General features: G+C 63.4%; 23 protein-coding genes. 12 read left to right on the plus strand and 11 right to left on the minus strand.

Features of this window, described 5'->3' with window-relative positions; translation table 11 throughout:
- Positions 1–7: 7 nt before the first annotated feature.
- Complete coding sequence (gene purB / locus GSQ88_RS16705) at positions 8–1,315, minus strand: adenylosuccinate lyase (protein ID WP_159008810.1); 1,308 nt, start codon at positions 1,313–1,315, stop codon at positions 8–10.
- A 517-nt stretch (positions 1,316–1,832) separates the two neighbouring features.
- On the opposite strand from purB, the gene GSQ88_RS16715 reads away from it, so the two are divergent.
- Entirely contained in the window at positions 1,833–2,426 is a 594-nt protein-coding gene (locus GSQ88_RS16715; RefSeq protein WP_159008812.1) for a TetR/AcrR family transcriptional regulator, read from the plus strand.
- Here GSQ88_RS16715 and rpe read toward each other — a convergent pair whose 3' ends face one another.
- Positions 2,427–3,128: a ribulose-phosphate 3-epimerase gene (rpe, locus tag GSQ88_RS16720; RefSeq protein WP_159008813.1), complete on the minus strand. Its 702-nt coding sequence runs from the start codon at positions 3,126–3,128 to the stop codon at positions 2,427–2,429.
- 338 nt (positions 3,129–3,466) lie between these two features.
- Here rpe and GSQ88_RS16725 point away from each other — a divergent pair, with 338 nt between their 5' ends.
- Positions 3,467–4,066: an EF-hand domain-containing protein gene (locus tag GSQ88_RS16725; protein WP_159008814.1), complete on the plus strand. Its 600-nt coding sequence runs from the start codon at positions 3,467–3,469 to the stop codon at positions 4,064–4,066.
- Positions 4,067–4,179: 113 nt separating this feature from the next.
- Here the strand turns inward: GSQ88_RS16725 and GSQ88_RS16730 are convergent, their stop codons facing one another.
- From GSQ88_RS16730 to GSQ88_RS16755, 6 genes are all read right to left on the minus strand, one after another.
- Positions 4,180–5,175, minus strand: a complete 996-nt coding sequence (locus tag GSQ88_RS16730) for a P1 family peptidase (protein ID WP_159008815.1) — start codon at positions 5,173–5,175, stop codon at positions 4,180–4,182.
- Positions 5,176–5,393: 218 nt separating this feature from the next.
- Complete coding sequence (locus GSQ88_RS16735; protein WP_159008816.1) at positions 5,394–6,512, minus strand: branched-chain amino acid ABC transporter substrate-binding protein; 1,119 nt, start codon at positions 6,510–6,512, stop codon at positions 5,394–5,396.
- A gap of 167 nt (positions 6,513–6,679) precedes the next feature.
- Positions 6,680–7,420: an ABC transporter ATP-binding protein gene (locus tag GSQ88_RS16740; protein WP_159008817.1), complete on the minus strand. Its 741-nt coding sequence runs from the start codon at positions 7,418–7,420 to the stop codon at positions 6,680–6,682.
- A 124-nt stretch (positions 7,421–7,544) separates the two neighbouring features.
- Positions 7,545–8,378, minus strand: a complete 834-nt coding sequence (locus GSQ88_RS16745) for an ABC transporter ATP-binding protein (protein ID WP_159008818.1) — start codon at positions 8,376–8,378, stop codon at positions 7,545–7,547.
- Positions 8,375–9,691, minus strand: a complete 1,317-nt coding sequence (gene livM / locus GSQ88_RS16750) for a high-affinity branched-chain amino acid ABC transporter permease LivM (RefSeq protein ID WP_159008819.1) — start codon at positions 9,689–9,691, stop codon at positions 8,375–8,377. Before livM ends, GSQ88_RS16745 begins: the two co-directional genes overlap by 4 nt.
- Before the next feature lie 12 nt (positions 9,692–9,703).
- Positions 9,704–10,618 carry an ABC transporter permease subunit gene (locus GSQ88_RS16755; RefSeq protein ID WP_159008820.1) on the minus strand — a complete coding sequence of 305 codons (915 nt, stop codon included), beginning with the start codon at positions 10,616–10,618 and terminating at the stop codon, positions 9,704–9,706.
- Between the two features lie 343 nt (positions 10,619–10,961).
- Here GSQ88_RS16755 and GSQ88_RS34995 point away from each other — a divergent pair, with 343 nt between their 5' ends.
- Together GSQ88_RS34995 and GSQ88_RS16760 are read left to right on the plus strand one after the other, a co-directional pair.
- Positions 10,962–11,120: a hypothetical protein gene (locus tag GSQ88_RS34995; RefSeq protein WP_174248031.1), complete on the plus strand. Its 159-nt coding sequence runs from the start codon at positions 10,962–10,964 to the stop codon at positions 11,118–11,120.
- Between the two features lie 321 nt (positions 11,121–11,441).
- The gene (locus tag GSQ88_RS16760) at positions 11,442–11,969 is read left to right on the plus strand and encodes a hypothetical protein (protein ID WP_159008821.1); all 528 of its coding nucleotides are present in this window, start codon (positions 11,442–11,444) and stop codon (positions 11,967–11,969) included.
- Here the strand turns inward: GSQ88_RS16760 and GSQ88_RS16765 are convergent.
- The 3 genes from GSQ88_RS16765 to GSQ88_RS16775 all read right to left on the minus strand — a co-directional run bounded on the left by GSQ88_RS16765 (position 11,931) and on the right by GSQ88_RS16775 (position 14,752).
- Entirely contained in the window at positions 11,931–12,323 is a 393-nt protein-coding gene (locus GSQ88_RS16765; protein ID WP_159008822.1) for a carboxymuconolactone decarboxylase family protein, read from the minus strand. The two genes, GSQ88_RS16760 and GSQ88_RS16765, sit on opposite strands and share 39 nt — an antisense overlap.
- Positions 12,324–12,479: 156 nt before the next feature.
- Positions 12,480–13,262, minus strand: coding sequence for a 3-oxoadipate enol-lactonase (gene pcaD / locus GSQ88_RS16770; protein WP_159008823.1), 783 nt, complete (start codon positions 13,260–13,262; stop codon positions 12,480–12,482).
- Positions 13,263–13,396: 134 nt separating this feature from the next.
- Positions 13,397–14,752, minus strand: coding sequence for a 3-carboxy-cis,cis-muconate cycloisomerase (locus tag GSQ88_RS16775; RefSeq protein ID WP_159008824.1), 1,356 nt, complete (start codon positions 14,750–14,752; stop codon positions 13,397–13,399).
- A gap of 262 nt (positions 14,753–15,014) precedes the next feature.
- Between GSQ88_RS16775 and GSQ88_RS16780 the strand changes: the two genes are divergently transcribed.
- The 8 genes from GSQ88_RS16780 to GSQ88_RS35690 all read left to right on the plus strand — a co-directional run.
- Positions 15,015–15,461 carry an SRPBCC family protein gene (locus GSQ88_RS16780; RefSeq protein WP_159008825.1) on the plus strand — a complete coding sequence of 149 codons (447 nt, stop codon included), beginning with the start codon at positions 15,015–15,017 and terminating at the stop codon, positions 15,459–15,461.
- Between the two features lie 135 nt (positions 15,462–15,596).
- On the plus strand, positions 15,597–16,082 hold the full coding sequence (locus GSQ88_RS16785) for a (2Fe-2S)-binding protein (protein ID WP_159008826.1): 486 nt from the start codon (positions 15,597–15,599) through the stop codon (positions 16,080–16,082).
- Positions 16,083–16,133: 51 nt separating this feature from the next.
- Complete coding sequence (locus GSQ88_RS16790; protein ID WP_159008827.1) at positions 16,134–16,940, plus strand: FAD binding domain-containing protein; 807 nt, start codon at positions 16,134–16,136, stop codon at positions 16,938–16,940.
- Between the two features lie 34 nt (positions 16,941–16,974).
- Positions 16,975–17,883, plus strand: coding sequence for an AAA family ATPase (locus GSQ88_RS16795; RefSeq protein ID WP_159008828.1), 909 nt, complete (start codon positions 16,975–16,977; stop codon positions 17,881–17,883).
- Positions 17,884–18,016: 133 nt separating this feature from the next.
- Positions 18,017–19,216: a vWA domain-containing protein gene (locus GSQ88_RS16800; RefSeq protein ID WP_159008829.1), complete on the plus strand. Its 1,200-nt coding sequence runs from the start codon at positions 18,017–18,019 to the stop codon at positions 19,214–19,216.
- 30 nt (positions 19,217–19,246) lie between these two features.
- Positions 19,247–19,582 carry an XdhC family protein gene (locus GSQ88_RS16805; RefSeq protein WP_159008830.1) on the plus strand — a complete coding sequence of 112 codons (336 nt, stop codon included), beginning with the start codon at positions 19,247–19,249 and terminating at the stop codon, positions 19,580–19,582.
- Between the two features lie 2 nt (positions 19,583–19,584).
- Positions 19,585–20,289: an XdhC family protein gene (locus GSQ88_RS16810; RefSeq protein ID WP_159008831.1), complete on the plus strand. Its 705-nt coding sequence runs from the start codon at positions 19,585–19,587 to the stop codon at positions 20,287–20,289.
- On the plus strand, positions 20,286–20,904 hold a 619-nt coding region (locus GSQ88_RS35690; RefSeq protein ID WP_502706734.1), incomplete at its 3' end, for a DUF8806 domain-containing protein. The genes GSQ88_RS16810 and GSQ88_RS35690, both read left to right, overlap by 4 nt.

The following is a 20,904-nucleotide window of genomic DNA, read 5'->3' on the forward strand; positions in this document are numbered from 1 at the left end:
GCGCCGGTCAGCTCGCCCCGAACACCCGCTTGAAGATCGTATCGACGTGCTTGAAGTGATAGCCGAGGTCGAATTGCTCATCGATCTCGGCATCGCTGAGATATTTCTTCACGTCGGCGTCTTTTTTCAACAGCGTCTGGAAGTCGCCTTCGCCGCGCCACACCGGCATCGCGTTGCGCTGCACGAATTTGTAGGCGTCCTCGCGGCTGGCGCCCTTCTGGGTCAGCGCGATCAGCAGGCGCTGCGAATGCACGAGACCACCGAGCCGGTCGAGATTCTTCTGCATGTTTTCGGGATAGATCAGCAATTTGTCGATCAGGCCCGCGAGGCGGTTGAGGGCAAAATCCAGCGTCACCGTGGCATCGGGGCCGATCATGCGCTCGGCGGAGGAATGCGAGATGTCGCGCTCGTGCCAGAGCACGACATTCTCCATCGCCGGCGTCACATAGGCGCGCACCATGCGGGCGAGGCCGGTGAGATTCTCCGACAACACCGGATTGCGCTTGTGCGGCATCGCCGAGGAGCCCTTCTGTCCCTCGGAGAAGAACTCTTCGGCCTCCAGCACCTCGGTGCGCTGCATGTGGCGGACTTCGGTGGCGAGCCGTTCGACCGACGAGGCGATCACGCCGAGCGTGGCAAAGTACATCGCATGGCGATCACGCGGAATCACTTGCGTCGAAATCGGTTCCGGCACTAACCCCATCGCCTTGGCGACATGGGTTTCGACGCGCGGATCGATCTGGGCGAAGGTGCCGACCGCGCCCGAGATCGCGCATGTCGCGACTTCCTTGCGGGCGTCGACCAGGCGGGCGCGGGCGCGGGAAAATTCCGCATAGGCGTAGGCGAGCTTCAGCCCGAACGTGACCGGTTCGGCATGGATGCCATGGGAGCGGCCGATGGTCGGCGTCATCTTGTGTTCGAAGGCGCGCTTCTTCAGCGCCGCCAGCACACGGTCGACGTCGCCAATCAGGATATCCGCGGCGCGGGTGAGCTGGACGTTGAGGCAGGTATCGAGCACGTCCGACGAGGTCATGCCCTGATGCACGAAGCGCGCTTCGGGACCGACGATCTCCGCCAGATGGGTCAGGAAGGCGATGACGTCGTGCTTGGTCTCGCGCTCGATCTCGTCGATCCGCGCGACGTCGAAGGTGGCGTCCTTGGCCTTGGCCCAGATCGTTTTGGCGGCCTCTTTCGGGATCACACCGAGTTCCGCCTGCGCATCCGCCGCATGCGCCTCGATCTCGAACCAGATCTTGAAGCGGGTCTGAGGCTCCCAAATGGCGGCCATTTCCGGACGTGTATAGCGGGGAATCATCGTGGACTCGGTGGTTTGGGGATTACAGCGCGCTTTAGCAGAACCGGTCCGGCGAGACAAACACCGGTATAGAGCGTTTTCGAGCCAACGGGTCGCGCGATGCGCGCCCGATGACAGGCTCCGTGGGCACCGGTTCGCGTCACGAAAACGCGTCGAAACAAAAGACTAGAGCCCCGTTCCGATTCCATCGGAACGGAAAAGGCTCTAGGCGGGACGGGGGTGTCAATCGCCGGGCGGTCGCCGGCTCCAATATCGTCACGAAATATTGACTGACAGATATTGAAATCTGTCAGCGCGATCGTTATAACTGTCTTGGCCGCCGCGAATACGCGGGGACTTGAACAAGAAATTTCGCCTTAGAAACTGCCGAGATACTGCCATGACCACAGAAATCATTCATTTGACCGCCTTACTCCACGACTGGCTCAATTTGAGGGTTGCCCGCCATCTGGCGGCGCAAGCCGCGAAATTGGCCCGCTAAACCATCACAGGCCAAAGAAAACAGGACGGGGTTTCCATGAACGAAGTTGTTGTGCTGACCCCGGAGCGCATTCTCGAAGTCACCGAAGATGTATTGCGTCGCTTTGGCCTGGCCAAGGCCACGGTGGTGGATGTCGCCCGTGCACTCGATGTCAGCCACGGCAGCGTCTACCGGCATTTTCCGAGCAAGGCGTCGTTGCGCGAGGCGGTAGCCAAGCGATGGCTCGCCCGCGTCAGCGCGCCGCTGGACGAAATCTCGGAAGATAAGGGGCCTGCGCCGGCGCGGCTCGAGCGCTGGCTACGGACGCTATGCTTTGCCAAGCAGAAGAAGGTTTCCGAAGACCCTGAAATGTTCATGACGTATATGACGCTGGCGCGCGAGGCCTGCTCGGTCGTGAAAGCGTACAAGGAAGGCCTGGTCGATCAGATCGCGGCCATTATTTCTGACGGCGTCAAAGAGGGCGCCTTCGACGTCGCCGACGTCAAAGCTTCGGCACGCGCGATTTACGAGGCCACCATCCGCTACCAGCATCCGGCGCATGCCGATGAATGGAAAGATCCTGATCTGGCCGTGCGGTTCGATGCGTTGCTGGCGCTGCTGCTGCGCGGCCTCGAGGCCCGCAAGCGCTAACTACACCATCTCGCCACGCGCCGCTGCTGCCGCATCGCGGATCGCAGAAATGTTGTGCCGATAGCTTTCGACGGTGCCGCCCTTGAACACGGCGGAGCCCGCGACGAAAGCGTTGGCGCCGGCGGCGGCCAACGCGCCGGAAACATCCGGGCCGACGCCGCCATCCACCTCGATATCGATCGGCCGTCCCGCGGTCATCGCCCTGATATCGCTGACCTTGCCAACCGCGGAACGGATAAAGGCCTGGCCTCCAAAACCCGGATTGACCGACATCACCAGCACGAGGTCGATCATGTCGATCACGTATTCGATCGCCGAGATCGGCGTTGCCGGGTTGAGCGAGACGCCCGCCTTCTTGCCGAGCGCACGGATCGCCTGCAGCGAACGATGCAGATGGGGACCTGCTTCCGCATGCACCGTGATGTGATCGCAGCCGGCCTTGGCGAAGGCTTCGAGGTAGGGGTCGGCCGGCGAAATCATCAAATGCGCGTCGAAGATCTTCTTGGTATGCGGGCGCATCGCCTTGATCACGTCGGGACCGTAGGAAATGTTGGGGACGAAATGCCCGTCCATCACGTCGAGATGGATCCAGTCGGCGCCCGCTTGATCTACGGCGCGGACTTCCTCGCCCAGCCTGGAGAAATCCGACGCCAGGATCGACGGCGCGATGACCAGCGGGCGTGACGCAAATTGTTGAGACATGTGCGTTTTCCCCAATGCTTTGCTTAAAACGCTTCGAGCGCGAGTGAGCGAACCAGTTTCGGGTAACATGCGCGTGGAAAGACGCCAAGAAAATACACCAAGAAAATACACCAAGCCCTGGGGGCGATAACGCCCAACCCAGCCTGACGGGTCCGCCGGTGGAAGCAAAACTTCGCGGGCAAATTTTGCCCGCCTGCGGCATCAATTGCCGGGAATCCCTTATGTCTGGCGCGCAGAAACCCAGTGTTTACTGGGTTTTTTGCAATGGCACGCCGCTTGCTGACGTTACCGGCATGTCAGGTTGAGCCGCGTCAGGCGGTGTGTATCGGAGTGTGACCATGCTGTTTGCTTTAGGCGCCGCGTCGACCGCGGTGAGCGCGATCCAGTCGCTGACCTCTTCGGCCACGACGTCAGCGTCATCACCTGGGTTCGATCTGTCGAGCCTGCTGCAGACCTCGACGGGCTCGAGTTCGAGCGGAACCACCGGGTTCACCGGCGGCGGCTCGCAGATTTCGCCGGCCACGATGCAGGCGCTGCTGGCGGCGCAAAGCGAGGCATCCGGTTCCACATCGACATCAGCATCGGCGAGCGTATCGGCATCCACCAGCCCGGCGGATGCGCTGCAAAATCTGTTCTCGCAGATCGATGGCAATGGCGATGGAGCGATCACCAAGTCGGAATTCGAAAATGCGCTCGGCGCCGGTGGCACCAACACCGCGGCGGCCGATAACGTCTTCAGCAAGCTCGACAGCAATGGCGATGGCACGGTCAGCCTCGACGAATTGTCATCGGCGCTGAAGGGGGCAAGTGGCCATCACGGCCATCATCATGCCGCGGCTTCAGGCAGCTCCAGCAGCACCGATCCGAGCAGTGATCCGCTGTTGCAGGCATTGCAGGCGGGATCCGCCACGTCGTCGACCAGCAGCAGCCTGGCATAGCTGACGCCTGACTAGAGCATTTCCGGTTCTGATGGAATCAGAACCGGGCTCTAGATTCTTGTTTTGACGCGTTTTCTTGACGCGAACCGGTGTCCACTTCGCTCGAAAACGCTCTAGCCGAACCGGTCTTTCCAGGCCGGCAGCGCACCGGGGAAGGGCAGCGCGGTTGCGGCATGCACGCCGCGCGCGATCGCCCGGGCCGTGACATTGGCCGCGACCATGCCGAGTTCGGTAAGGCCGATCAAAGGATCGATCGGCTTCTCGCCGGTGGCGGCGGCGAACACCACGTCGCCATCGAGCGGCGCGTGCACCGGATAGATCGCACGCGCAAACCCGGTCTGCGCGATCATCGCAAGCCGTCTGGCCTGGGGTTTGGTCAGGATGGCGTCGGTCACCACCACCGCGAGCGTGGTATTTTCTACCGCCGATACCGCGGGCGCGCCCTTCAGGCGCATCGCCAGCATGTCGGGCGTGAAGGCGGGCGGCAACCCGCGCCCGCCATATTCGCCGTCGATCTCGAACGGGGCGGCCCAGAACCACGGACCGTCGCCGACCGTGACGCTGCCGATGGCATTAACGACCGCAAGCGCTGCGACCTTGACGCCGTCGCGCGTGGCCGCCGACGCCGAGCCCAGGCCGCCCTTCAGGTTGCTCACGGTCGCGCCCAGGCCCGCGCCGACGCTGCCGAGCGCAAACGACTTGCTTGCCGCGGCGGCGGCCACATATCCGAGATCGCGATACGGTGCGAAGCGGCCCCATTGTTTGTTACCGCCGTTGAGCAGATCGAAGCAGATCGCGCCGGGCACGATCGGAACAAGGGCGTCGCGGACCTTAAATCCGCGACCGTGTTCGGCGAGCCAGGCCTGCACGCCACCTCCGGCCTCCAGCCCGAACGCCGAGCCGCCGGAGAGCGCGATGGCATCGATCTGATCGACCACGTTGATCGGATCGAGCAGCGAGCCCTCGCGGGTACCGGGGCCGCCGCCGCGCACATCCATCGAGGCCACGGCGGGTTGGTCGAAAATCACGGCGGTGGTGCCGGAACCGAGGGCTGCATCATCGGCGTGGCCGACGCGGACGCCGGCGATGTCAGTGAGGAGATTTTTCAAGGGGCGCGTGTCCATGATCGAGGGCCGTCCGGATCATTGTCGTTCAATTACTTCGCCCGTCGGAATCGATAAATGAAAAGGCCCCGGCGAGCCGGGGCGTTCGACGCGCGGTCGATAGCGTTTTCGAGCGAAGTGGATGCCGGTTCGCGTCAAGAAACGCGTCAAAACAAGAATCTAAAGCCTGGTTCTGATTCGATCAGAACCAGGCTTTAAAGTTCCTACGAACCCTTCGGATTGATCTCGGCGTAGTTGCCCTTGTCGTCCCACTTGTAGACGACATAATCGAGCTGCTTGATGTCGCCCTTGGCATCGAACTCCAGCGTCCCGATCACGGTATCCCACGAGCCGGCCTTGATCGCCGCCATGACTTTCATCGGATCGGTGGTGCCGACCTTCTTGGCGGCCTGCGACCAGACCTGCACCGCGGCATAGGTGTAGAGCGTGTAGCCTTCGGGATCGATGTTCTTGGCCTTGAAGGCTTCGACGATGGTCTTGGCGGTCGGCTTGTTGCGCGGATCAGGGCCGAAGGTGAACAGCGTGCCGGCGCCGGCCGGCCCGGTGATCGAGGCGAATTCCTTGTCGGCCATCGCATCGCCCGCCATCAGCACCGTCTGCAGGCCCTGGTCGCGCATCTGGCGCAGGATCAGGCCGGCTTCCTGATGGTAGCCGCCGACATAGACCAGATCGATGTTGTCGCGCTTCAGCCGCGAGACGATGGCATTAAAATCCTTGTCGCCCTTGTTGTAGGATTCATACATCTTCTCGGTGACGCCGGCCTTGTTGAGCGCCTTCTTGGTCTCGTCGGCGAGGCCTTTGCCGTAAGTGGTCTTGTCGTTGAGGATGGCGATGTTCTTGCCTTTGAAAGCCTTCGCGATGTAGTCGCCGGCAACCGTGCCCTGCTGGTCGTCGCGGCCGCAGACCCGTGCCACGTTCCAGAGGTTGCGCTCGGTGAACAGCGGATTGGTCGAAGCCGGCGTGATCTGCAACACGTTGCCGTCGGCATAGGCTTCCGAGGCCGGGATCGACGACGACGAGCAATAGTGGCCGGCGACGAACGGGATTTTAGCGCTGCCGATTTTTTCCGCGACCGAACGCGCCTGCTTGGGATCGCAGGCATCGTCCTCGACATCGAGCGCCAGCTTCTTGCCGAGCAAACCGCCTGCGGCATTGAGATCCGTCACCGCCTGTTCGGCGCCATTCTTCATCTGCCGGCCGAATGCGGATTCACCGCCCGTCATCGGGCCCGCCACGGCAATGGTGGTGTCCTGCGCGAACGCGGCCGTCGACAAGGCCAGCGATGCGCCGAATGCCAGGCCGATGAGCTTCAATGATTTCATGAGGTATCCTCGCGGGTAGGTCGCTACGGGAAATCCCCGGCAGGCGGCCGGGATCGAAAATCGGGTGCATTGTCGGCTGATTTTGCCGCGAAGTCATCGGCAATTTTCGGGCCCGATCGTGGGTCTATTAGCCGCGTTCCAGCGTCCCACGACGGCCGGATGTGTCGCTAGCCGTGCCGGCCGCCTTCGAGATAGGCCGAGCGCACTTCCGGACGCTGCAAGAGCTCGCTGCCGGTTCCCGACAGTGTAATCAGGCCATTGACCATGACATAGCCGCGATGGGCCAGCCGCAGCGCGTGATTGGCGTTCTGCTCGACGATCAGCACGGTCAGGCCGTCCTGCCGGTTCAGGGTCCTGATCGCATCGAAGATCTGCCGCGCGATCAACGGCGCAAGGCCCAGCGACGGTTCGTCCAGCATCAACAGGCGAGGGCGGCTCATCAAGGCGCGCCCGATCGCCAGCATTTGCTGTTCGCCACCCGACAAAGTGCCGCCGCGCTGGGTCATGCGTTCCTTCAGCCGGGGAAACAGCGTGAAGACGCGCTCGAGGCCGGCCGCGCGGTCGGTCTCGTCGGTTTCGGTGGCATCGGCACCCATCTGCAGGTTTTCCGCGACACTCATGCGCGGGAAAATCCGCCGCCCCTCAGGCGACTGCGCGATGCGCAGTCTGGCGATCTGGTGCGTCTCTAGGTCCGTGATATCGCGGCCGTCGAATAGGATCTGACCGGCGCGGGCGCGCGGCTTGCCGAAGATCGTCATCATCAAGGTCGACTTGCCGGCGCCATTGGCGCCGATCAAGGCTACGATCTCGCCGCTGGAGATCTCGATATCGACGCCCTTCAGCGCCTCGATCTTGCCGTAGGCGGCGCGCAGTCCGCGGATTTCGAGCAGGCTGGTGGACGAGGTCATTGCATGGCCTCACAGCCGTCATGCCCGGCCTTGTGCCGGGCATCCACGTCTTTCTTCACGATTGGTTGCCAAGACGTGGATGGCCGGGACAAGCCCGGCCATGACGGCATGGTTTGCAACGCGCTCACAGTCCGAGCTCCTGCTCGACTGCTGCGACTTCTTCGTCCTCGACGCCGAGATAGGCCGCGATCACCTTGGGATCGTCGCGCACATCTTTAGGCTTCCCTTCGGCAATCTTGACGCCGTAGTCCATCACCACGATGCGGTCGGAAATTTCCATCACCACCGACATGTCGTGCTCGATCAAGAGGATCGAGGTGCCCTGGTCGGCCCGGATCGAGAGCAGCAGATCGCTCAAGGCAGCACTTTCGCGTGCGTTGAGGCCAGCGGCCGGCTCATCGAGACAGAGCAATGCGGGTTCGGTGCACATCGCGCGGGCGATTTCCAGCCGGCGCTGGTCGCCATAGGGCAAATTGCCGGCGGCGTCGTCGGCGCGATCGAGCAGCCCGATGCGATCGAGCCAGAATTTGGCGAGATCGATCGCGCGCTTCTCGGCGGTGCGCCAGGATGGCGCGCCGATCAGGCCGAGAAACGTCAGGCCCGAGGCCAGCATCAGCGCGTTGTGCTGGGCCACCATCAGATTTTCCAGCGCGGTCATGCCGGGAAACAGCCGGATGTTCTGGAAGGTGCGGGCGACCTTGGCGAGCTTTGAGATCCGGAAATCCTTCAGCGTCTCCAGCCGAAACTGTGCGCCGTTGTCGTGGGCGAGGCGAATGGCGCCCGAGGTCGGCTTGTAGAAACCGGTCACGCAGTTGAAAACCGTGGTCTTGCCGGCGCCGTTCGGCCCAATCAGTGCCGTGATCTGGCGGCGTTCGGCACCGAACGAAAGATCGTTGACCGCGACGATGCCGCCGAACCGCATGGTCAGATGATCGACCTTGAGAATGTCGTCGCTCATCCGTGCCCCTCCTTGACGAGGTCGGATGAGATCGTCTGGGCGTGGCGCAGGAACACGGTCGGCGCGCGATGGCCGATCAGCCCGCGCGGCCGCCAGATCATCAGCAGCACCATCGCGAGCCCGAACACCAGCATGCGATATTGCTCGAGCCCGCGGAACAGTTCGAAGCCACCGATCATGGTCAACGCTGCGAGGGCGACGCCAAGCTGCGAGCCCATGCCGCCGAGCACGACGATCGCGAGCACCAGCGCGGATTCCTGGAACGTAAACGATTCCGGGCTGATGAAACCCTGTCGCGTGGCGAAAAACGCGCCGGCAAAACCGCCGAACATCGCGCCGGTCGCGAATGCCGTCAGTTTTGTCGTGGTGATGTTGATGCCGAGCGCGCGGCAGGCCACTTCATCCTCGCGCAGTGCTTCCCAGGCGCGACCGATCGGCAAACGCCGCAGCCGGATCGTGACCCAGTTGGTCAGCAACGCCAGCGCCAGGATCAGGTAGAACAGAAACACGATGCGATGGGTGGGCGAAAATTCGATGCCGAGTTTGGCCGCGAGCCCATTCGGACCCGGTGTCAGCGGAATGCCGAACAAAGTAGGGCGCGGAATGCCGGAGACGCCGTTCGGGCCGCCGGTCAGGCTTTGCCAGTTGATGATGACGAGGCGGATGATTTCGCCGAACGCCAGCGTGACGATGGCGAGATAGTCGCCGCGCAGCCGTAATACCGGAAAGCCCAGCAAGACGCCCCAGAACGCCGCGAGGATTCCCGCGAGCGGCAGGCAGACCCAGAACGACCAGCCGAAATTGGTCGCGAGCAGCGCGTAGGAATAGGCGCCGACCGCATAGAACGCGACATAACCGAGATCGAGCAGGCCAGCGAGGCCGACCACGACATTCAGTCCCCAGCCCAGCATCACATAGGTCAGCACCAGAATGCCGAGATCCAGGATGTAGCGCTGATCGTAGAAGATCACCGGCACCAGAAACGCAAAGATCAAAAGCAGCGGCGCAACGAGGCGGCCCGCCACAGCGAGTGCCGATTGCATCTGCGGCGGCACGATCCTGACGGTGCCGACCGGTCCCCACCATTGCCGCAGCAATTCCACCACGATGCTGCCGCCGAACACGATGCCGACCATGGCGGCGAGATCGCCGAACCGGGTCCAGTAGATCAATTGACCTGACGGCCCGGCCTCGGTGCGAATGCCGATCATCAGCGAAAACAGCACCAGCGCGACCAACGCGCTGATCAGGGCTTTCTTGAAGATGAAGGCTGCAGCAGGGGCGCGCGAAGCGGGCGTCGGGATGGTTGTCACGCGGCGCGCCCGTCAGACTTTTTCGACTTCAGGCCGGCCGAGCAGGCCGGTCGGAAGGAAAATCAGCACGATGATCAGGATCGAGAACGCCGCGACGTCCTTGTACTCGACCGAGAAATAGGCCGACCACAGCGTTTCGATCAGCCCGATCAAAAGCCCGCCCAGCATCGCGCCCGGCAGCGAGCCGATGCCGCCGAGCACGGCCGCGGTGAACGCCTTGATGCCGGCGACGAAGCCCATATAGAAATCGACCAGGCCGTAATACAGCAGGTACATCATGCCGGCGACGGCGGCGAGGGCGGCCCCGATCACGAAGGTCATGGAGATGGTGCGGTCGACATCGACGCCGAGCAGCGCTGCCATGGTCTGGTCCTGCTCGCAGGCGCGCATGTCGCGGCCCAATCGCGTGCGCGACACCAGCCAGGTGAAGATCGCCAGCAGCACGATGGTGGTGATGACGACGACGATCTGCACGTTCGACAGCCGCACCACGAAACCGTTGCTGTCGAGCAGGGTGTAGCCGCCGGTGATGATCGGCGGCACCGGCTTGACGCGGGCGCCCTGCGCCACTTGCGAATAGTTCGACAGCACGAACGACATGCCGATCGCCGACAGCATCGGGGCGAGGCGGAACGAGTGGCGCAGCGGCCGGTAAGCGATGCGCTCCACGGTCCAGCCATAGAGCGCGGTGATCGCCATCGATACCAACAGCACGATCAGCAGGATCACCGGCACGAAGGTGAGGCCGAGCGAGACCAGGATCAGGAACGAAATCAGCGCGATGAAGCCGCCGATCATGAAGATGTCGCCATGGGCGAAATTGATCATGCCGACGATGCCGTAGACCATGGTGTAGCCAATGGCGATCAGGCCATAGATCGAACCAAGCACGACGCCGTTGATGACTTGCTGGGCGAAATAATCCATGCGCTGCCGTTGTCCCAGCATTTTCCGGCAAACGGGGTCTGGTTTGCCGTCGAGAAAATGCGCGTTGACGATGCCACCCCGTTGGCTCCCGGCAGCCGGAACGGAGCGTCGTGTCATTTTCTAACAGTGGGAACCCAAGGCGGCAACAGCGGCAGCCGCGCTTGGGCGGCGTTTTACATGGGTAGTTTCGGGGCAGGCCGGCGTGAAGTTCCTCAGGGGTTCCATACGCCACGACGGCGGCTACGAACCGCCACGCAATGATCAAAATGGAACCGATTTGGCCTGCAACCAACGGCGCGCGCGGGAGTTATCCCCGGCTACGTTCAACAAGGGAGATCTCAAGATGTCCAATCAGAACCAGCCCGGCCAGCCGAACCAGAATCCGGCCCAGAAGCCCGGTCAGCAGCAGCAGGGCGGTGGCCAAAAGCCTGGCCAGCAGCAGCAGGATCCCAACCGTCAGGGCCAGAGCCCCACCAAGGATCAGCCCAACAAGGATCGCTAGTTCCCTCGCAGGAACAGGCGAGAGCAGGAAAGTCCCGCCGCAAGGCGGGATTTTTCTTTTGGCATGTCATGGGTAGGTAGCCGTCATGGCCGGACTTGATCCGGCCATCCATCCTCCTTCAAACGATGGACCCCGGGTCAAGCCCGGGGGTGACGGCGCGTCAGTGGGGCGATCCGCAACCCCCAAAGGTACGCCGTTGCTTTTTCCCCAGCCCATTAAGGTAAACAAAGGGTTTAAATTGCCGCTGGCTGTTTAACCGCGTTACCTCACCCGACGAAGCCGCGTCCCCCGGGGGAACAGCGGAAAACAACGGGAAGCGGCATGTCGGCACACTGGCGGATCAGCTCAATCAGCGGCGCGTTGATTGCGGCCTATTTCATTCCGACCTGGACCATGGTCGCGTTCAAGATCATGATTTCGCCGATCCACGGCCTCTATGAGCGGCCGAACATTTCGGTGGCGCTGTTCATCAGCGATCATTTGCAACTGGCCGGAATGGCAACGGTGCGGATGGCGTGGTTGCTCGCGTTGGGCAAGCTCACGGTGGTGGCGTTCTTTGCGATCTTTCTGGTTTTCCTCACCCGCGCCGCGTTCCGCAAAGGCGGCGGGGCCGGCGAAGCGCTGGCGATGGCGCTTTCGATCGGCAGCGTGATCAGCTTTGCCAGCATGCTGATGGCGTCCAAGGTCGGCGAGACCGCGGCGTTGCGGCTGCACGCGACCGAATTGCTGATGCTGCTCGGCACCGCGATCGTGATGCTGACCGAGCGTCCCGCTGTAGCCGCGCCGCAGATCCAGCGGCCAATGAGCGATCTATCCCTTCAGCAGCCCCAGCTCCTGGATCACAGCTGAAGCTTCCTTGACGGCGTGATTGGCGGCGGGCACGCCGCAATAGATCGCCTGCTGCAACAGAATTTCCTTGATATCGTCGGGCGTGAATCCGCCTTCCGTCAGCGCCGCGCGAATGTGCAGGCGAAACTCGTCCCATTGCGCCAGCGCCACCATGGTGCCGATCACCAGCACGCGGCGCGTGCGCTCGTCGAAATGCGGCCGGGTCCAGATCTCACCCCACGCGTAACGCGTGATCATGTCCTGAAAGTCGGTGTTGAACGAATTCCGATTGGCGAGGGACTTGTCGACCCACGCATTGCCCAGCACCTTGCGGCGCTGGACCATGCCGTCGTCGCGGCGTTTCTGATCGTCCATTATACGTCTCCTCCCGGTGGCGTGCTCCCTCTTCCATGGGGAGAGGGTTGGGGTGAGGGGGTACGCCCTCACGATAGATCGTAACCCCTCACCCGATTTGCTGCGCAAATCGACCTCTCCCGATGGGAGAGGTGAAGGGAAGGCCGCCGCATTTCGTCAGCGTTGCGTCAGGAAGCCGATCACGGCGTCGGTGAAGGCGTGCGGCTGCTCGACATTGGAAATATGCGCGGCATCGAGAAGGGTGAGGCTGGCGCGCGGGATCTGGCTGCGGATCAATTCGCCGGCCGCAAGCGGCGTCGCCACGTCCTGACGCCCAGCGATCACCAAGGTCGGGCTTTTGATGGCGGGCAGCAACGCGCGCTGATCGAGCGTGCTCAGCGCCTCGCAGCAGGCGAGATAACCCTGCACCGGCGTCGCCAGCAGCATCGCCTTCATGTTGGCTGCGATCTGCGGTTCGCGCTCGCGAAAATCGGCGGTCAGCCAGCCCGCGATCACGGCGTCGGCCACCGCGGCGATGCCGCCTTCCTGCACCGCCTTGATGCGGTTCAGCCAGTTGGTCGGATCGGGATAGTAGCAACTGGTGTTGGACAGGATCATGCGGTCGAACCGCTCCGGTGCGTTGGCCCCGAGCCATTGTCCGACCATGCCGCCCATCGACAGCCCGCACCAGTGCACCTTCTCGATATTGAGGTCATCGAGGATCGCGAGCACGTCGCGGCCGAAGCGTTCCATCGAATAGGGCCCGGCAGGCACGCCGGATTTGCCGTGGCCGCGGCGATCATAGCGGATCACGCGAAACAGCTGCGTGAACGCCTTCATCTGCGGCTCCCACATCTGCAACGTGCAGCCCAGCGAATTCGACAGCATCAAGGTCGGTCCGCCGTCGCGGCCTTCGACCGATACGTTGAGCAGGCAACCGTCGGCGTCGATCATCGGCATTGGCTTTAACCCCGTTGTCATGCGCGGGCAGAAGCGCGAAGCGCGTCTTCGCGCTGGAAGACCCGCGCATCCATCCTAAAAGAGTCTATTCAAGAAGATGGATTGCCGGGTCAAGCCCGGCAACGACATCTGAACTACCTTTGATCGAGCGACGCCAGCAGCCGGTCGATCAGGGCTTGCGAGACGCCCTGATAGGCCATCGGCTCGAACAGGTCCGCAAGTTTTTTGGCGTCGAATTGTTGCGTCACCTTCGGGTCGCCGGCCAGCACGTCGCGCAGGGCCTTTTTCTCGGCGACGGCCTTTTTGCTCGCGGCCTCCACCAGATGATGCGCCTCGCTCTTGCCGAGCTTTTCCGCCAGCGCGAACGTGACGGATTCGGCCATGATCAACCCGTTGGTGGTGTCGAGATTGGCGCGCATTCGCGCCGCATCGACTTCCAGGCCCTCGGCGAGTTCGACAATGGCGGCCAACCCGCCCGAGGTGACCAGCAGCAGGCTCGGCAAAGTCGGCCATTCCGCGTGCCATGGTCCGGCGCTGCGTTCGTGATCCTGCACCTGGGCGGCGAACATCGTCGCGGCGAGATTAGGCGCCATGGTGGCGGCGGCGAGCGCGCTGGCGGCGGCGACCGGATTGCGTTTATGCGGCATGGTCGACGAGCCGCCGCGGCCTTCGCCCGCGGGCTCGAACGCTTCGCCGACATCGGTCTGCATCATCAGCGATACGTCGCGGGCGATCTTGCCGCAGGTGCCCGCGATGATGGCCAGCACCGAGGCGGCTTCCGCGAAGCGGTCGCGATGGGTGTGCCAGGGCGCCTCGGGCAGCGGCAAGTCCAGCTCCTGCGCCAGCTTCTCGGCAACGCGCAATCCGTGGTCGCCGAGCGCTGCCAGCGTTCCTGCGGCGCCGCCGAATTGCAGCACCGGCGCCTCGCTGCGCAACCTCTTCAGTCGCGTGCGCGAACGGTTCAGCGCCGCGGCATATTCGGCAAGCTTCAGCCCGAACGGGATCGGCAGCGCGTGCTGTAGCCAGGTGCGTCCCACCATCGCGGTATGGCGATGGTCCAGCGCCAGCCTCGCAAAACCGGCGATGGCGCGGTCGATGTCGGACAACAGCGCGTCGATGCCGGCGCGCAGCATCAGCATCGCCGCGGTATCGATCACGTCCTGGCTGGTGGCGCCCCAATGCACATAGCGCGCCGCCTCGGGGTCGGTGCGGGTCACGGCCGCCGTCAGCGCCTTGACCAGGGGGATCGCGAGATTGCCGGATTTTGTCGCGGCTTCAGCCAGGGCGGCAAGATCGAACGCTTGCGCTTTGCAGGCCTGCTCGATCGGCCCCGCCGCTGCCGCCAGAATGACGCCGGTGGCGGCTTCGGCGCGCGCCAGCGCGGCCTCGAAATCGAGCATGTGCTGTAGATAGGCCAAATCATCGCAGACGGCGCGCATGGCGGCGCTCGACAGCATCGGCGCGAGCAGGGGCGAGAGAGCAGTACTCATGATGCGCGCGACCTAACCATCCTCTCCTGCCTGTGCCAACCCCACAGCCTTGGTCGCGGTCATGGTCGCAGCCTCGGCCGGGGCCTTGGTCGGGATCTTGGCGCAAGCCGGCTCGCAAGCATGCTGCGCTGCGAATATGCATCGCACCCGGTCCAGCGATCCCCTTTCATTTAGCCGTGCCGTGCTTTACTTGGGGTTTGGTATGGCGGGATTGGTACGGCCGCGCGGCGGCGCCACGAAGCGTTTTTTGGAGGCGAATCACATGGCCATGACGATGACCGGCGAAGTCCAGCTTGCGGCGCCGCGCGAGGCCGTGTGGGCCAAATTGAACGATCCGGAAGTGCTCAAGGCCTGCATTCCCGGCTGCGAGGAACTGGATGCGACCGAAGACGGGGGTTTCCGTGCTGTCGCCAAAATGAAGGTCGGACCGGTGTCGGCCCGCTTCAAGGGCAAGGTCACGCTGAGCGATCTCGATCCGCCCAACGGCTACAAGATTTCCGGCGAGGGCGAGGGCGGCGTCGCGGGCTTCGCCAAGGGCGGCGCCACGGTGGCGCTGGCCGAGAAGGATGGCGGCACCTTGCTGAGCTACAATGTCGAGGCGCAGATCGGTGGTAAGCTCGCCCAGCTCGGGCAGCGGCTGATCAACGGTTCGGCCAAGAAACTGGCCGATGAGTTTTTCGCCAATTTCGCCAAGGCGGTACAGGGCTAACCTGCTCCTGAGATCACATCGGGCCATGCTCCAGGCGAGGTTGCTCATTGCCGGGTTGGCCCATATTATGGCTTTGGAACGATTTTAAACGCCTGTTCCGTCGATATGCGGCGGCGCAGTTGAAGAGAGTGCTGAATGGCCAAGATTTCCCTGATCGTGAACGGCAACCCCGTTAATGCGAACGTCGATCCCCGTACCCTGCTAGTCCAGTTTCTGCGCGAAAACCTGCGGCTGACCGGTACCCATGTCGGTTGCGATACCTCGCAATGCGGCGCCTGCGTCGTGCATCTGGACGGCAAGGCGGTCAAATCCTGCACCACGCTGGCGGTGATGGCCGATGGCCACGAGGTCAAGACCATCGAGGGCCTTGCCGCCGACGGCGCGCCCCTGCACCCGATGCAGGAAGCGTTCCGCGAGCATCACGGCCTGCAATGCGGCTTCTGCACGCCGGGCATGATCATGACCGCGGTCGACATGGTTCACCGCAAGGGCCACGACCTTTCGGATCATGTCATTCGTGAAGAGCTCGAAGGCAATCTGTGCCGCTGCACCGGTTACCAGAACATCGTTCAATCGATCGCGGCCGGCGCCAAGGCGATGGAAAAGTCGGACCTCGCGTAAATCGGACTTCGCGTAATTTTAACTGCCGCATATGGCGGTCGGGAATGCCTCATGTACGAATTCAAATATCATCGGCCGGAGACCGTGCGGCAGGCCGCCAATCTCCTGATCAAGAATGAAGACGCCAAGCTGATCGCCGGCGGCCATACGCTGGTGCCGGTGATGAAGCAGCGGCTGGCGAGCCCGCCGCATCTGGTCGATCTCTCTCACATCGAGGGTCTCAACGGCATCGAGATGAAGGGCCGTGCGCTGGTGATCGGCGCCACCGCCAAACATGCCGAGGTCGCGACCTCGGCCATCGTCGGCGAAGCCATTCCCGCATTGGCCGAACTCGCGGGCCTGATCGGTGATCCCGCGGTGCGCCACAAGGGCACCATCGGCGGCTCGCTCGCCAACAACGATCCGACCGCCGACTATCCGGCGGCCTGCCTTGCGCTGGGCGCGACCATCGTCACCAACAAGCGCCGGCTCAAGCCGGAGGAATTCTTCCAGGGGTTGTTCACGACAGCGCTCGAGAGCGACGAGATCATCACCAAAGTGATGTTCCCGGTGCCGAAGAAGGCCGCCTACATCAAATTCCGCAACCAGGCCTCGCGCTATGCCCTGGTCGGGGTGTTCGTCGCCAAGCGGCCGTCCGATGTGCGCGTCGCCATCACCGGCGCGGGCTCCGACGGCGTGTTCCGCGTCACCGCGTTCGAAGAGGCGCTGAAGAAGCGCTTCTCGCCCAAGGCGCTCGAAGGCTTGTCGGTGCCCGCGGAAGGTTTGAACAGCGATCTGCACGGCAGCGCCGAATATCGCGCGCATCTGATCGGGGTGCTGGCGCGTCGTGCGGTCGAAGCCGCCAGCGCCAAAGCGTGACGCTGGTTACGGATTCATCGAGATTGGGTTTTTCATGACTGCATCGGCGTTACCCAGTTCCGTCGATGCGATGCTCGAACTCTTGACGTCGCGCGGCTATCTCGCGGAGCGCTCGCTGGCGACGGTGACGTATCTGGCGCTGCGGATGGGCCGGCCGCTGTTCCTGGAAGGCGAGGCCGGCGTCGGCAAGACCGAAATTGCAAAAGTGCTGTCGGCCGCACTTGGCCGCAAGCTGATCCGGCTGCAATGCTATGAAGGTCTCGACGTCGCCTCCGCGGTCTATGAGTGGAACAGTGCGTCGCAGATGATCGCGATCCGGCTCGCGGAAGCCGCCGGCGATGCCGATCGCGACCAGCTCTCCAGCGATATCTTCGCCGAGCGTTTTTTGATCAAGCGGCCGCTGTTGCAGGCACTGGAGCCGGATGCGGCGGGCGCGCCGGTGCTCCTGATCGACGAACTCGACCGGGCCGATGAAGCGTTCGAGGCTTATCTTCTGGAAATCCTCTCGGACTTCCAGGTCACGATTCCCGAATTCGGCACCGTGAAGGCACCTTCACCGCCGATCGTGATCGTCACCTCGAACCGCACCCGCGAAATTCACGACGCGCTGAAGCGCCGCTGCCTCTATCACTGGGTCGACTATCCCTCGGCCGAGCGCGAATTGGCGATCGTCAAGTCGCGCGTGCCGAACATTTCCGCGAAACTCTCGCAGCAGGTCGTGCGCTTCGTGCAGGCGCTGCGCGACCAGGACTTCTACAAATCGCCCGGTGTCGCCGAGACCATCGACTGGGCCACCGCGCTGACCGAACTCGACGCCCGGTCGCTGACCCCGCAGGTGGTCGGCGATACGCTCGGCGCGCTGTTGAAATACCAGGACGACATCGCCCGGATGCAGGGCGACGGCTTGCAAAAGGTTTTGAAGGAAGCGACGAGCGAAAACTAAGGTCGCTCGCGGTAAACAACGTCGTCATTCCGGGGCGTGCGAAGCACGAGCCCGGAATCCATAACCACGACAGGGATTATGGATTCCGGGCCTGCGCTACGCGCATCCCGGAATGACGAGGAAATTGGCAAACATGCCCATCAATCACCTCGCTCCCCCGACCGGACAAATGGCCGACAATGTCATCGGCTTTGCCCGCGCGTTGCGGGCGGCCGGGTTGCCGGTCGGGCCCGGCGCGGTAATCGATGCGCTGAATGCGCTGCAGGTGATCGAGATCGGCCATCGCGCCGACGTCTACACCACGCTGGAGGCGATTTTCGTCAAGCGGCACGAGCATGCGCTGATTTTCGCGCAGGCCTTCGATCTGTTCTTCCGCGCCGCCGAAGACTGGAAGCACATGCTGGATTCGGTACCGCTGCCGGATCAGGCCAAGAAGAAGCCGGCGCCGGCCTCGCGCCGGGTGCAGGAAGCGTTGGCGCAGCCGTCCGTCAGCGAGACGCCGCAAGCCCAGGAGCAGGAACTCAGGCTCTCGGTGTCCGACAAGGAAGTGCTGCAGAAAAAGGATTTCGCGCAGATGAGCGCGGCCGAGATCGCGCAGGTGACCCGCGCGATCGCGCAGATGAGGCTGCCGCAGGCCGAATTGCGCACCCGTCGCTATCAGCCGGATGCGCGCGGCTTGCGGCTGGATATGCGGCGCACCTTGCGCGCCTCGTTGCGCACCGGCGGCGACATCATCGACATCCATCGGCTGGGATTGATCGACCGGCCGGCGCCGATCGTAGCCCTGCTCGATATCTCGGGGTCGATGAGCGAATATACCAGGCTGTTCCTGCATTTCCTGCATGCCATCACCGACGCCCGCAAGCGCGTCTCGGTGTTCCTGTTCGGCACCCGGCTGACCAATGTGACGCGGGCGCTGCGGGCGCGCGATCCCGACGAGGCGCTGGCCAGTTGCTCGTCGACGGTGGAGGACTGGGCCGGCGGCACGCGGATCTCGGCTTCGCTGCATACTTTCAACAAATTATGGGGCCGGCGGGTGCTGGGGCAGGGCGCCATCGTGCTCCTGATCTCCGACGGGCTGGAGCGCGAGGCGGATGACAAACTGGCCTTCGAGATGGACCGGCTGCATAGGTCTTGCCGCCGCCTGATCTGGCTCAACCCGCTATTGCGCTATGGCGGCTTCGAGGCGAAGGCGCAGGGTATCAAAATGATGCTGCCGCACGTTGACGAATTCCGTCCGGTGCATAATTTGAGTTCAATCGAAGGGCTGATTGCCGCATTGTTGTCCACGGCGCCGCCGCACCACCGCAGCGCGATCCGTCCCGCAGCTTAAAGCAGCTTAAAAGAGACAAAGGAGGCTCCCATGGCCACCACCACGCTCAACCGTGACGAAGATATCCTGCAAGCGGCCGAGGATTGGAAGAAGGCCGGCCATGGCGTGGCGCTGGCGACCGTGGTCGAGACCTGGGGCTCGGCGCCCCGGCCGGCGGGCTCGAGCCTCGTGATCAACGACGACGGCACCTTCTTAGGGAGCGTGTCCGGCGGCTGCGTCGAGGGTGCGGTGGTCACCGAAGCGCTCGATGTGATCTCGAGCGGCGAGCCGAAGCTGTTGGAGTTTGGCGTCGCCGACGAGACCGCGTGGAACGTCGGCCTGTCCTGCGGCGGCACCATCCGCGTCTTCGTCGAGAAAGTCGGCTAACCGTGAAAAGCGAGACACTGATCGAACTCAATGCCGAGCGCGCCGCGCGCCGTCCGGTGATCGTGGTGCTGGATACCGCCAATGGCGAGCAGCGCCTGGTCAAGGCCGCAGATATCGCGGCCGATCCGCTGCGTGCCGAGCTGTCGAAACAGTTGCGCATGGGCAAGAGCGGCACGATTGAAGTTGGCGGCAAGAAGCTGTTTCTCAATGTCTATGCGCCGACCGCCAAGCTCGTGATCATCGGCGCGGTTCATATCAGCCAGGCGCTGGCGCCTTTGGCGCGCTCGCTGGATTACGACGTGACCGTGGTGGACCCGCGCACCGCGTTCGCGAGCCCCGAGCGGTTTCCGGATGTGCCGCTGATCGCCGAATGGCCCGATGTGGCGCTGCCGCCGCTCAACGTCGATCATTACACCGCGTTCGTGGCGGTGACGCATGATCCGAAGATCGACGATCCGGCGCTGCTGCACGCCTTCGAGCGCGACTGCTTCTATATCGGCGCGCTTGGTTCGCGGAAAACCCATGCCAAGCGCGGCGACCGGCTGAGGGCGCAAGGCGCGTCCGATGCCGACATCGCGCGCATCCGCGCGCCGATCGGACTGAACATCGGCGCGGTGTCGCCGTCCGAAATCGCGGTCGCGATCATGGCCGAGATCACCGCGACCTTGCGCATGCCGCAAGAAAACCTGAAAGAGAACGCGGCATGAAGTTCGGTCCCGCCAGCCCGGCCGACGCGGTTGGCGGCGTCACTGTGCATACCCTGCGCCAGGGAGCGCTGGTGCTCAAGAAGGGCACCACGATCGGCCCGGCCGAGGTCGAGGCCTTGAAGCGCGCGGGCGTCGAGGAAGTCGTCGTGGTCCGGCTCGAGGACGGCGACATCTCCGAAGACCTCGCCGCCGGCGGCATCGCCCAGGCCATTGCCGGCGATGGCGTCGATGTCGAGCGTGCCTTTACCGGACGCTCCAATCTGTTCGCGACGCGGGCCGGCGTGCTGGTGGTCGATCGGGCCGCGGTCGACAACATCAACCGCGTCGATGAGGCGATCACGTTTGCGACGCTGCCGGCATTCAAGGCCGTGGTTCCCGGCGAGATGATCGCGACCGTCAAGATCGTGCCGTTCGGGATCAAGGCTGATTTGGGCGCGTTGGCGGTGGCGGCGGCACAAACCGGCCGCATGAGCGTCGCGCCCTACACCGTCAAGCGTGTCGGCATTGTCTCGACCTTGCTGCCCGGGTTGGCGCCGAAGGTGATCGAAAAGACCTTGCGGGTCACCGCCGATCGGTTGGCGCCGGCGGGTGCCACCCTCATTGCCGAACGCCGGG

The sequence above is a fragment of the Bradyrhizobium sp. S69 genome, assembly GCF_009766005.1.
GTDB lineage: Bacteria > Pseudomonadota > Alphaproteobacteria > Rhizobiales > Xanthobacteraceae > Bradyrhizobium.